Origin of the sequence: Desulfosarcina sp. BuS5, from assembly GCF_028752835.1 — a bacterium.
Taxonomy (GTDB): domain Bacteria; phylum Desulfobacterota; class Desulfobacteria; order Desulfobacterales; family BuS5; genus BuS5.
In genome coordinates, this window is record NZ_CP087952.1 from 513,898 (window position 1) to 526,101 (window position 12,204).

Here is a 12,204-nt window from a genome sequence, read left to right on the forward strand (position 1 = left end):
GGAGTAGGGGTTCAAGATTTTGAACCCCTACCCCTCTGGCCTTGTGCCAAATTTTAAGATCGGGTAATTATCTGACGGTCTATAGATTACTGATTGCCTACAAAAAAAGATCTGAATGCAGACGCATCCATTTTCATTGCTTTTTCAATCTCTTCAAGCAGTTTATATTTTTCGTCGGGCAATTTTCCTTTTATGTTGATATAATTTGTGTAATGATCACTGAGCAGGCAGGATGATGCTGATAAATTTTTGACCAGCATTGCAGTCTCTTCCAGCACCTCATGGGGACCAAGCATTTGAAATACGCCCATATTTACATCTTCCAGCAATGGCGTGTTAATTTTAGGCACAAAAGTGCGCAGTCTTATGAAATCCGGGGATATTTCATTTAAGACTTTGGCAGTCTCTTCTGCATGCGGTACTGTCCGCTCCCTGCCTCCTATACCAAGAATAACGTAGAGACTGAGATCTATGCCGGCAGACATAACCGATTGCCCGGCCTCAATTTGCTCTTTACTGTTGGTGCCCTTTTTTATTTTTTTAAGAATTACATCGTCGCCGGATTCGAGTCCCACATGGATTCTGGAAAGACCTGCTTCAGCAAGAAGTTTGAGTCCTTCGGGACCTTTTTTATGTATGAATTGAGATGAGCCGTATACTGTAATTCTATGCAAATGTGGGAAAGTCTCCCTTGCAAATCGGCAAATTTCACAAAGATCATCTGTTTTCATGGCTATGGTGTTTCCTGCCGGGAAAAACAGGGTTTTTACATATTCGCCATAAATATCACGTGCCTGTAGCAGATCTTCTTTTATTTCCGATACTTCGCGTATCTTGAATCTGATCCCGTTTTTATATACCATGCAGAAGGTACATTTGTTATGCGGGCATCCTACCGTAGCCTGTATTAAAAGCGAATCCGCCTCACTGGGAGGTCGATATATGGGGCCTTCGTAACGCATATGTTCACGCATTTTTCACTGAATCTATATATAAGGTGTCAGGGCAGATATCTTGTTCATGAGGCCATGCAATGGTACCATCCCATGCTTTTACCTTCATGAAACATCGCCATCAGGGATAGAAACAACTGCTTCATGCTCTTGGTATTTGGCGTGAATATGTGGAACGTTATGTCGCTTGTTATCCATAAAATACATGTAAATGATAATTCCATAAAACATGGAAATTGATGGCATTATACTTCCCAAATATGATTTACAATTGGCCTTTCTTTAAAATATATTTTTTTCAGCATCTGTCAAATAACGCCATTTGCCCAGTGGGAGATTTCCGAGCTTAATATTTGAAATCCTGATTCTTTTTAAGCTTGTTAAATTACCTCCGACCTTGCGTACCATGCGGCGTATCTGTCTGTTCTTCCCTTCTTTTATAATAATCCTGAAGCGCTTGGGAGAAAGCCTTTTTATTTTTGCAGGTCTTGTTCTGCTTCCCATCATTGGCAGCCCTTTTTCCATACTCCTGAAACATTTATCCGGAAGGGGCTTTGATAGGGTAACTTCGTATTCCTTTTCATGATCAAATGAAGGATGCAGCAGCCTGTGGTGAAAGGTTCCATCATTAGTCAGGACCAACAGACCGGTGGAATCTTTATCCAGCCTGCCCACAGGAACGATTCTTTCTGCAATATCCACAAGATCAAGGACTATATTGTCGCCATCCTGATTGCAGCTCGTAACGTAGCCTTTCGGTTTATTAAGCGCAACATAAACCGTTTTATTAATTATTTTCAACAGGTTGCCGTTAACTTCCACCCTGTCGATCCCGGTATCCACTTTTGTGCCCAGCACTTCCGCAACAGAGCCGTTTATCTTGACCAGCCCTTCCGTGATATATTTTTCAGCTTCCCTTCTTGAGCAGAATCCTGCTTGGGACATATATTTTTGCAGCCGCATGATTGACTCAGCTTCTGTAATCTGCGTTGATTTTGACATAGTCAATAGAAAAATCGCATGTAAATACAGAGGTATACCCTGTCCCTATGTTAAGGTCGAGGGTGATGCTGAATTCGGGTTTTTTTAAAACAGCAGTTGCAGCGGATTCGGCCGCGCCTCCGCATCCTGTGCTGTTTTTAACCATCAGAACATCATCAAAAAATATATCAATCTGATCCGGTTCCACAGGCACTTTTGATCTTCCTGCCGCGGCGATTATCCGTCCCCAGTTGGCATCCTCTCCGAACAGCGCCGTCTTTACAAGGCTGGAATCGGCAACAGTATCTGCTACAATACGGGCATCCTCATGCGAGCCGGCGCCTTTTACAATTATTTCAACCAGCTTGGTGGCTCCTTCACCGTCCTTTACAATCATTTTTGCAAGACTGATCATCGTATCGTCAAGGATATTCTGAAAGGTCCTTTTTTGAGCATCATTTTTAACAACCGCTCCGGAACATCCGTTTGCCATAATGATTACAGTATCATTTGTGCTGGTATCGCCGTCTATTGTGATCCGGTTAAATGAGCGTTCTGTTGCGGTAACAAGGATCTCTTTAAGGATGTCAGGTGCAATTTCAGCATCCGTACAGATAAAAGCGAGCATGGTCGCCATGTCAGGGCATATCATACCGGAGCCTTTTGCTATTCCTGTAACAGTATAAATTTTGCCGTCAAGATTCCCTTTTTGTGAAACGATCTTGGGGTATGTATCGGTGGTCATAATAGACTGGGCAAAATTTGTAAAACCGTCAGAAGAGAGCGTGGCTATCATTCCCGGAACAGCGGCTGTAATCTTTTCAATGGGAAACTGTTCACCTATAACACCTGTTGATGCCGCCAGTACAAATTCCTCGGATATTCCCAGCTCCGAGGCGGTTACCCTTGTCATTACTAAAGCATCGTCCATCCCTTTTATACCTGTGCAGCAATTGGCATTACCGCTGTTGACGATTATAGCGCGGCATCTCCCTTTCCTGATCCGTTCCTCATCGATAATAACAGGCGCGGCCTTAATAATGTTACGGGTGAAGACTGCCGCAGCGCTTGCGTCGGTTTCGGAAACAATCAGGCCAAGATCCTTTTCCCCGTTTTTTTTAATACTCGCTGTCACACCGGCTGCCTTGAATCCGGGGCAAATAATTGCTTCAGTCATTTTTCCCCTGCTTTTGTCTCCGATTCTTTAATCAGCTTCTCGAGCCTCGATATATCAGCCTTGGTGGCAAGATTCATTTTCTCCATAATGCTGCTTACGATACCTTTGACACGTTTATCAAGGCCCTCTTTTGCCTCATCGTGTTTTTGCAGCAGTTCATCAACCATTTTTTCCCCTTCTTTCTCGGAAACGTCACTCTGTTCAGCCAGTGTTTTTGCAAACTGTTCTATCTTTTCCCTGGTCATGCACGCAAAACCTATACCCGTCAGCAAAGTTTTTTTCATTAAATCTATCACGGCGTTCCTCCTGATTCATATGTTATAAACATTATTCCTTAACTCGTTCCACATAGTGAGAGGTTCTTGTGTCAATACGGACTAACTCACCTTCCTCTACAAAGGGCGGAACCTGGATAACAAAACCTGTTTCAAGAGTCGCAGGTTTTGTGCTTCCGGAGGCAGTATCACCCTTGGCCCAGGGGTCGGATTTAATTATTTTCAGCGTGATAAAATTCGGTAGCGTCAGTCCGATCGCCTGCCCTTCAAACATGAGTACAGTGCATGCCGTGTTTTCTTTTAAAAGATTCACAGCATCACCGACTTGCTCCTTGTTAAGAAAATGTTGTTCATAAGTGGAGCTGTTCATAAAGCAGTAACTATCTCTATCTGCATAAAGATATTCCATATCGTACTCTTCAAGGTCGGCTTCATTGAACTTATCGCCGGATCTGAAAGTTCTGTCAAACTGAGCACCTGTAACCATGTTTTTAAGCTTGCATTTATACAGCGCTCTCCCTTTGCCCGGCTTTACGAATGCGAATTGAATAACTGCATACGGCTGTCCGTCTATCTCAAATTTAAGTCCCTTTCTCAGATCACTGCTTTCATACATAAAATAACCTTTCCTCTCCTTTTTTTATAGCTTTTTCTGCTCTTTTTACATTTTCCACAAGACTGCTTACACGCTTGATCTCCTTTTTAAACCGTATGGCACAGCCGTTTTCATCAACTGCATTGGTATTTGTACAACTGTCAATTCCGAATGGGCGAATATGCCTGATGCCGTCAAAAACATTCTCAGGCGAAATGCCGCCGGCAAGAATTACAGGTATACCGCTTCTTTCAACAAGCTCTGCGGCCATATCCCAATCGCATGGATTGCCTGTTATTCCGATAAAATTCTCCACAGGTTGCCGATCCGAAATATTTTCCTTATTATTAATGGGTAAAGTGTCTGTTAAAAAATAGTCGCTCACAGATTCATAGGGCAACGAAAACCTGATACCTTAAAATTGAGTTGACATTTTCTTTTTTGTTTAACATATTCAGCCTTTGTTCGCAAATCGTTTAGGGAACTGGAAGGGAATAATCTACGCATATCGTGCAGAATTTTTGTTCGTCTTCAAGGCGTGGTAACAGTTGCATAGATTATTTCCTGTAAGTTCCCTTATGTCTTTTGCTTCATTCAATAAAACGTAAGCGTTCACAGGGCACCGCACCTGCTGTGTTGGCGGGCATTTGAAGTACATTAGTACGTCTGCGTGCCCGCCGCCTTGCATCTGCAGCACCCTGCAAACGCTTACAGCTCAAAGGTTTACATGTAATTGACATTTGATACGGCAATACAGCCCCTAAACGGTTACAATAAAACAAAGGTAAATATGATTCTTATCATTGATTTTGGATCACAATATAACCAGTTAATAGCTCGTCGTGTACGAGAATGCCGTGTCTATTGCCGGATAGAACCTCCCGGTATAGATTTTGACTATATAAAAGAACTTCACCCTGAGGGAATAATTTTGTCGGGTGGGCCTTCAAGTATTTACGACCAGGGCAGCCCCGTGATCGATCACAGGGTCTTTGAAATGAACATTCCTGTTCTCGGAATCTGTTATGGCATGCAGTACATGGTTGATTCGCTTGGAGGATCGGTCCGGCAAGCGGAAAAACGTGAATATGGTTTTGCAGAGCTCAATATCAAGAAGGATTTGGGGATTTTTAAAGGTATTGAAAAAAAGACGGATTGCTGGATGAGTCATGGTGATTCCATGGAAAAAGCGCCGGCAGGCTTTGCAATAGCAGCCTCTACGGAAAATACAAAGGCCGCTGCAATAGTTAACAGCAGCAAGAAATTTTATGGCTTTCAGTTTCATCCTGAGGTGCAGCATACATCCAAAGGAAAACTAATGCTTAAAAATTTTCTTTTTGATGCATGTGGCTGCCAACGAACATGGACTATGAAAAAATTTGCCGGGGATTCTATTGAAGAAATACGAAAGAGAGTAAAAAAAAAAAAAGTTATCCTTGGGTTAAGCGGTGGTGTTGATTCATCTGTTACAGCCATGCTGATCCATAAGGCCATAGGAAAACAGCTCACCTGTATCTTTGTAGATAACGGTTTGTTGCGCAAAAATGAAGCTGAAAAACTTAAAATAACCCTTGAGCAGCATCTTGACCTTAATATACATTTTGTAAATGCAGAGAAAAAATTTCTGGATGCCCTGGACAAGGTGACAGATCCTGAGCAAAAGAGAAAAATTATAGGAAAAATATTTATTGGTATATTTGAATCTGAAGCGAAAAAAATCAAGGGAGCTGAATTCCTGGCCCAAGGGACTCTGTACCCGGATATTATTGAATCACAATCTGCATTCGGAGGCCCGACGGCAGTGATAAAATCACATCATAATGTGGGGGGGCTTCCTGAAAAAATGAAATTAAAACTAATCGAGCCATTAAAACATCTTTTTAAAGACGAGGTGCGATTATTAGGCGGGGAGATAGGTCTTCCGGACGAATTAATATGGCGCCAGCCATTCCCTGGTCCTGGCCTTGGTGTAAGGATAATCGGTTATATTACCAAAAAAAGGCTGGATATTTTAAGAAATGTTGACGAGATAATTATGGAAGAAATCAAGAAATCCGGGTATTATAAAAAATTGTGGCAATCTTTTGCGGTGCTTTTGCCCATTAAGAGCGTGGGGGTAATGGGAGACAAGCGTACATATGAGAATATTACGGCAATCCGTGCAGTTACAAGCGATGATGCAATGACGGCGGATTGGGCAAAACTGCCGCATAAACTTCTGGGAACAATTTCCAACAGAATAATCAATGAAGTGTCGGGAGTTAACCGGGTGGTGTACGATATTAGCTCAAAACCGCCGAGTACTATTGAATGGGAGTGATAACAACGAGGTTTGGTAATCATGGACGATAGAGATTCTTCAGATTTTATTATTCGTATAGACGATGAGAGTCCTGATTCTGTTTTGCAGGAAGAGCCAAAAGTAAAAGAAATAAAAAAAGTTAATCTCAAGATCATGCTATCCACATTGTTTGTGCTTTGCCTGGTCGCCGGTTTCCTCTTTTTTGCTTACCGGGAGATAGAAAAAAAATCGATCCAGATACAAAAAACAGGGGTTAATGAGGTTGAAATTCTCTCCAAGGCTTTGAAAACAAGGTTTGCCTCTATTTCTGCAAAAAATGTTGAGCTCGAAGGCGTGCTTTCTAAAAAAATTTTATCCCTTGAACAGAAGATATCCTCGATGCAGGCGGCTATCAAAAAAAAAGAGACAGAGATTAAACATCTTGAAGCCACAAAAGTCGAAACAAAAGAACTGACTCGGGGATTGGATAAGGTTAGAAAGTCTATCAATCCGATCCGTAAAGATCTGGAGAAAATTTCAACGGCAATTAAAACCACAGAGAGAAAGGTAGATGCAAAGCTCTCCGAACTGAACGAAATGATAAATAATACAAAGACAGCATTAAAAAAAACAAAAGCTGAATTCTCAGGTATTGCATCTGAAGTTATAAACAAAGAAATGCTTGATAAAGCACTTGAAAATGACAGGAATTATTTCAGACTGAAAATAAATCAGATTGCTGCAAATATGGAAGAAAATTTCTCGGAAATTAGAAAAAAAATAGCTTCTGCAGGTAATAAGAAACCGCCGCCTGCAGAAACTTCTTCCACAAAGAGTATTGTGGAGGAAGATATTAAATAGCAGGCCTTGACCATCGTTTTGGCCACAAAACGGACATCCTGACGCATTGGAATTTTCTATGTATGAATGATGTTGGGCAAATCAAATAAGATAAACTATGCACAACCCGGAGTGTATAAAAGTTTTTCAGTCTGAAGCATCAGGGTTTCAACCTGCCGGCTGATATCCACTAAATCGACCTTTACGCTATCATCTAAATCAGCCCAGTTTGTGAAGATTTGACCTGATTTTTTAGACCCTAAATATACATTTGAATTTTGAAAAATTTCCAGTTCGAATATATCGGTTTTAATTAACATGGCTTAATCTCCTTTTGCTGAAAGCTTGTTTTCTACTGACGTATATAATCCCTCGAAACTGATTTCACTTAAAGCTTAAAGCAATTGTCATGCCACACTTTTAATTAAAAAATTAATATTTATATTTCACATAGTTAACACTGAAAACCGATAACAGCGCAATACAAATTATGTAATAAACCATATAAGGTGTTTGTGTGGCAAACTACATAGTTTGTGTTAAATATTACATAGTGTCCGTCCATAAGGCTATTGGTTTTTAAGGATATGATTTTCTATGGCAGCAAAGACGATCTCCCTTTTAATCGGCTTTGTTACATAGTCGTCCATGCCTGCTTCAAGACACATCTCCCTGTCGCCCTTCATGGCGTTGGCAGTCATGGCTACTATAGGTATGCTTTTAATCTGTTGAGCGCTTGAGCTGCTATCTTCCCATTCCCTGATTTTTTGAGTAGCTTCAAATCCATCCATTTCCGGCATCTGGATATCCATAAAGATAAGATCAAACTTGTCAGGTGCGACTGTATATTTTTCAAGGGCCTCCTTGCCGTTGTTAGCGACCGCTACCTTATATCCGGCTTTGGTCAGCATCATCTTGGTCAGCTTCTGGTTGACGGGGTTGTCTTCAGCCAGAAGAATACTGGTAGAATGTTTCATTTCTTCCCTGATCGAATACCGGGTTGAAATTTTTGGCTCCAGGATCAGCCCCTTTCCGCGTTGATCTTTGCCGGCTCCTAATATCCTTTCCATCATCCGATACAGTTTTTCCCTGCGGACCGGTTTGGCAAAAAAGCCGTCAAAGCCTGCTTCTTCAAATCTTTCGGTATCCCGCCCGGATACGGAAGAGAGAGCGATGACAGGAAGATCTTTAAAACCGGAAATTCTTATTTGCTTTGCAAGATCATATCCGTTTAACCCAGGCATCAGGATATCCAGAATGCACAGGTCGAACTTGCCGCCGTTATTTATCGTTTTTTGCAGGGCGGGAAGGGTATCTTCACTTTTATTCAGCGCTGTAACATTCATTCCGGCGTTCTTAAGGAGATGGGTCAGGATATCCAGATGGGTCAGGTTGTCATCAACAATAAGAACATTCTTGCCGGACAGAACCACCGGCGTGAATCTTGCGGGTTTTTTATCTTTTTTGTTTTCTGCTTGTTTCAGCCATGCGGTGAAGTGAAATATGCTTCCCTTGTTAACTTCACTTTCAACCCAGGCGTCTCCCTGCATCAGATTCGACATTTTTTTGCATATCGAAAGGCCAAGGCCGGTGCCGCCGTATTTTCTTGTGGTTGAACCATCTGCCTGCTGAAAAGGCTCAAAAATGGAATCTAATTTGTCATTTTCAATACCAATGCCTGTGTCTCTTATTTTTGCATGGACCATGATCCTGTCATTTTCTTCTTTTTCAACATCAATGGAGAGTTCTATCTCACCTGCTTCGGTAAACTTGGGCGCATTGCCCATTAGATTTGTCAAAACCTGTCTTATCCGCAACGGGTCTCCATTGACTTTCGCCGGCAGGTTTTCATCAATCCGGCACAAAATTTCAATCGGTTTTGATTCTATTTTCGGGCGGATTAGTTCACAAACATCGTAAGCAAGAAGCTCAAGGTCAAAGTCCAGCTCTTCAAAATCGATTTCATCGGCTTCGATTTTGGAAAAATCGAGTATGTCGTTAATCAACAGGAGGAGTGCATCACCGCTTCTTTTGATAGTCATTACAAAATCATTCTGCTCTTCGTTAAGTTCAGTGTCCAGAAGCATGTCTGCAAAACCGATAACCCCATTCATCGGGGTACGGATTTCATGGCTCATATTGGCCAGAAACCGGCTCTTGGCCTTTTCAGCCAGATTGGCAGCAAGCGCCAGCTCTTTGGAGCGCTCGACCGCCTGCTGCAGCTCTATAGTCCTTTTTTCAACCTTTTTCTCTAAAATAAAATTTTGCTGATGCATTAAATTGTGAAATTCAATGCTCTCCAGTGCATTGGCAGCGTTAAGCAAAATCAAAGACAAAAGACTTGTGGAGCCATCCGGTATTTCAAGTTTGTTATCCGGCATCAAGCCGACGAACATGCCTCTTATCCCGGAATAGGTGGCTATCGGATGCAGTAAAAATTTTCTGGCCTGATCTTTGGATAAAATAAAAATCCCTTTTTTTTCCCGCAGGGCCCATGCAAAAAAGCCTTTGTCGGTCATAAATTTCACTTCATCTTCGATATACTCTTTAAACCGGCTTTGCCCGCACTGCTTTAATATAAAATCCGCGCTCTCCTCATCTATAAGATATAAAGCGCACGCCTCAAACTTGATCAGCTTGTTAACCCGTTCTTCAGTATCTTTTAAAATCCGGGCAGGGTCATCCTTTTTATTAATATTTTCCTGAAAATCTCCCAATGTCAGCACCATTTCAAGGGAGTTGTTGATAAAACGAAGGCTCTTTTCCAAATACTCAAAGCGGGAATAAAGCTTTTTTGTTTCCATGTTATCATTCATATTACTCTCATTCCTTCAAGAAAGACACAAAAGAAGTAAACTGATGGGTTGCCTGTTTAACTATCATTGCGAGAATAGCGGGTGGAAAGCTTATATTCTCCAAAGCCTTCTCGTCAAGCTGCGGGACAAACCTTTCACCGCTGCTGCCAAATCCCAAAGCGTTTACAATTATATCCGACAAATGGACAATGGACGGCCAGGCAGGTTCGCGAGCCTTGGAAGGACTATGATGGTAAAATACGCTTTGCACCAGTGTTTCAGGAAGGTTCCATTTTGTAAGCAAAATTTTGCCGACATCGGTATGTTTGCATCCCAGCCGGTTTTTTTCTTCCTGGAAAAGAAGCTCATTCCCGCCTGCGCACAGCCGGAAAAGAATTGCTGCCTGGTCCGGAAAATCCTTATATATGACCACCCTGCCGATGTCATGGAGCAAACCGGCCACAAAAAGCTGCTCTGTTTGCGGGATATTATTATGAGCTGCTATAATCCTGGCCAGCAGACCGCATGCCAGGCTATGTTTCAGGAATAGACGCATATCTGCTATTTCTTTTGGAATACCTTTAAAAACGGCGATAGCGCTGAGGCCGATTGCAAGACTGGCGATTTCTCTTGTGCCGATCACAGCAACTGCCCTGGATATGCTATCTATCTTGGATCTGAAACCATAAAAGGATGAGTTGACAATCTTTAAAAGCCTCGCGGACAGGCTGGGGCTTTTGTTAACCACTGTTCCAACATCTTCAGCCGAGCTTTGGGGATCATTGATAACCTCATTCAGATCGGAAATTATGGTGGAGATTTCCGGAAGTTTAATACTTTTTTTTGATAATTCGTTTCTCAGATTTACCTTTATAACATTATTTTGCTCGTCAGCTTCGGGAATATTGATCCTATGGAGAGGCTCAAAATCATTGGCATGGAACCTGTGTGATACGGAAAGCCTGAATAACTCCTTCATGAATGGATGGCTCAGGCCGGCGTGCTGAAAAATATTTTTTACGTTTTTTGCGGTTCTCTCAAACAGCTCCAAATCTATGCCGGTTTTATCATCTTCCTTGTCATCGGCTTCACCGGAAATAGTCACTTCTGTTATTCCCCATTTTTTAAAAATGCTGATATGGCTGGATTTAATTTCGGATCCTTCACCTAAAAGAAGTCTTCCCTTGATATCTCTGGCCTCCTCAAACAGGACCATCCCTTCCTTTAATTGTTCCAAGGCTACTCTCTGCATTATAGCTCCGAATTTTATATAATTATCTAATATTATTTAAAAATAACTGTAATTTTATAAGGCTTGTTTTTTATTATCAGCATTTCCCCCCAAAAACTTTAGTGATTATGTGGAAATTTATATATTTTTACGCCTTCCTCACCCTGGCCTTGTGCCACATTTTAAAATCGGGTAATTATTTGACAACCTATAGTTTGACTATGGGCACGATGCATCGTGCCCCTACTATTCTTAGCCCGGCATAACTAAATGCTGCGAAATGGATATTTCGTAAATAAAATTTTAATTATTACATTTTATCCTTGACAATAATTTTATATTGTTATTATGTTATATCTGAGTGTTGGGGAGCGGGATTACTATAATTATCCAAAGAATTAGGAGGTATGGTTATAAAACATTTTTAATTTTAGCAAAACCCTGTAGCGCTACAATTTAAGTACGTAAAATTGACATGATTCTTTTATAAATATGTTGAATAGTTACTAAATAAGTTAACACTTAGCAATTTGGGTAATTATTTTTTTCAACCCCCTTAGGTTTAAAAACAACAAAACAAAAAAAGGAGAATGGAAATGAAAGTACGTTACAAATTCCAAAAGGATGACAAACACGAAGTGCTCAAAGGCAAGGCGGACAGATGGTTTACCATAAATATGCCTAGTAAGGATGCCGCTGAACAAAAGGTTGCCATGCTTAAGGCAAAGGGTTGGGACGCCGAGTTAGTCTAGTAGTAAAATTAGGGATGGTTCCATAAACGGTGATAGATATAAGATATGTGTGGGAACTATCTTTGCATTTTTGTATGTTGCTTGCTGGATTGTTACAACAGAATGCATGGCGGTAACTCAACCAAGGCAATTATGCTGTAATTATAATTCACAAATAACTAATTCAGCTATCACATCATAGGGAAGCATCCCTTAAATTATTAATTTGCACATAGGAATTCCGACTATAAAAATTTAAAGCCATTGGGTGTTGAACACAGATTTATAAAATAGATGTTATTTATTCCCTGCCCCAAAGATTATTTTGATTCTGTGCCTGTAGTT

The 12,204-nt window shown here is 41.2% G+C and carries 13 protein-coding genes; 3 read left to right on the top strand and 10 right to left on the bottom strand.

What is annotated here, in order from left to right; all coding sequences use genetic code 11:
• Positions 1 to 86 precede the first annotated feature (86 nt).
• The 7 genes from BuS5_RS02475 to BuS5_RS02500 all read right to left on the bottom strand — a co-directional run bounded on the left by BuS5_RS02475 (position 87) and on the right by BuS5_RS02500 (position 4,381).
• Positions 87 to 974, bottom strand: a complete 888-nt coding sequence (locus BuS5_RS02475) for a B12-binding domain-containing radical SAM protein (protein ID WP_198012192.1) — start codon at positions 972 to 974, stop codon at positions 87 to 89.
• Positions 975 to 1,058: 84 nt separating this feature from the next.
• Positions 1,059 to 1,199 carry a DUF4160 domain-containing protein gene (locus tag BuS5_RS20315; protein WP_084445662.1) on the bottom strand — a complete coding sequence of 47 codons (141 nt, stop codon included), beginning with the start codon at positions 1,197 to 1,199 and terminating at the stop codon, positions 1,059 to 1,061.
• A gap of 36 nt (positions 1,200 to 1,235) precedes the next feature.
• Positions 1,236 to 1,955, bottom strand: a complete 720-nt coding sequence (locus BuS5_RS02480; RefSeq protein WP_232223020.1) for a pseudouridine synthase — start codon at positions 1,953 to 1,955, stop codon at positions 1,236 to 1,238.
• A complete protein-coding gene (argJ, locus tag BuS5_RS02485; protein ID WP_035264562.1) occupies positions 1,924 to 3,111 on the bottom strand; it encodes a bifunctional glutamate N-acetyltransferase/amino-acid acetyltransferase ArgJ in 1,188 nt (395 codons plus the stop codon). The genes BuS5_RS02480 and argJ overlap by 32 nt, the downstream gene beginning before the upstream one ends.
• Positions 3,108 to 3,407, bottom strand: coding sequence for a phasin family protein (locus BuS5_RS02490; protein ID WP_027353224.1), 300 nt, complete (start codon positions 3,405 to 3,407; stop codon positions 3,108 to 3,110). Before BuS5_RS02490 ends, argJ begins: the two co-directional genes overlap by 4 nt.
• A gap of 31 nt (positions 3,408 to 3,438) precedes the next feature.
• Positions 3,439 to 4,002: an elongation factor P gene (efp, locus tag BuS5_RS02495; protein ID WP_027353225.1), complete on the bottom strand. Its 564-nt coding sequence runs from the start codon at positions 4,000 to 4,002 to the stop codon at positions 3,439 to 3,441.
• Positions 3,995 to 4,381: a hypothetical protein gene (locus tag BuS5_RS02500; RefSeq protein ID WP_027353226.1), complete on the bottom strand. Its 387-nt coding sequence runs from the start codon at positions 4,379 to 4,381 to the stop codon at positions 3,995 to 3,997. The genes efp and BuS5_RS02500 overlap by 8 nt, the downstream gene beginning before the upstream one ends.
• A 390-nt stretch (positions 4,382 to 4,771) precedes the next feature.
• On the opposite strand from BuS5_RS02500, the gene guaA reads away from it, so the two are divergent.
• A complete protein-coding gene (gene guaA, locus BuS5_RS02505; protein WP_027353227.1) occupies positions 4,772 to 6,301 on the top strand; it encodes a glutamine-hydrolyzing GMP synthase in 1,530 nt (509 codons plus the stop codon).
• A gap of 21 nt (positions 6,302 to 6,322) precedes the next feature.
• Positions 6,323 to 7,123, top strand: a complete 801-nt coding sequence (locus BuS5_RS02510; RefSeq protein WP_027353228.1) for a hypothetical protein — start codon at positions 6,323 to 6,325, stop codon at positions 7,121 to 7,123.
• Between the two features lie 95 nt (positions 7,124 to 7,218).
• Here the strand turns inward: BuS5_RS02510 and BuS5_RS02515 are convergent, their stop codons facing one another.
• The 3 genes from BuS5_RS02515 to BuS5_RS02525 all read right to left on the bottom strand — a co-directional run bounded on the left by BuS5_RS02515 (position 7,219) and on the right by BuS5_RS02525 (position 11,149).
• Positions 7,219 to 7,422: a hypothetical protein gene (locus BuS5_RS02515; protein ID WP_027353229.1), complete on the bottom strand. Its 204-nt coding sequence runs from the start codon at positions 7,420 to 7,422 to the stop codon at positions 7,219 to 7,221.
• A 249-nt stretch (positions 7,423 to 7,671) separates the two neighbouring features.
• The gene (locus BuS5_RS02520) at positions 7,672 to 9,918 is read right to left on the bottom strand and encodes a response regulator (RefSeq protein WP_051374615.1); all 2,247 of its coding nucleotides are present in this window, start codon (positions 9,916 to 9,918) and stop codon (positions 7,672 to 7,674) included.
• Between the two features lie 7 nt (positions 9,919 to 9,925).
• Positions 9,926 to 11,149, bottom strand: coding sequence for an HDOD domain-containing protein (locus BuS5_RS02525; protein WP_027353230.1), 1,224 nt, complete (start codon positions 11,147 to 11,149; stop codon positions 9,926 to 9,928).
• Between the two features lie 575 nt (positions 11,150 to 11,724).
• Here BuS5_RS02525 and BuS5_RS02530 point away from each other — a divergent pair.
• Complete coding sequence (locus BuS5_RS02530) at positions 11,725 to 11,880, top strand: hypothetical protein (RefSeq protein WP_157487331.1); 156 nt, start codon at positions 11,725 to 11,727, stop codon at positions 11,878 to 11,880.
• Positions 11,881 to 12,204 lie beyond the last annotated feature (324 nt).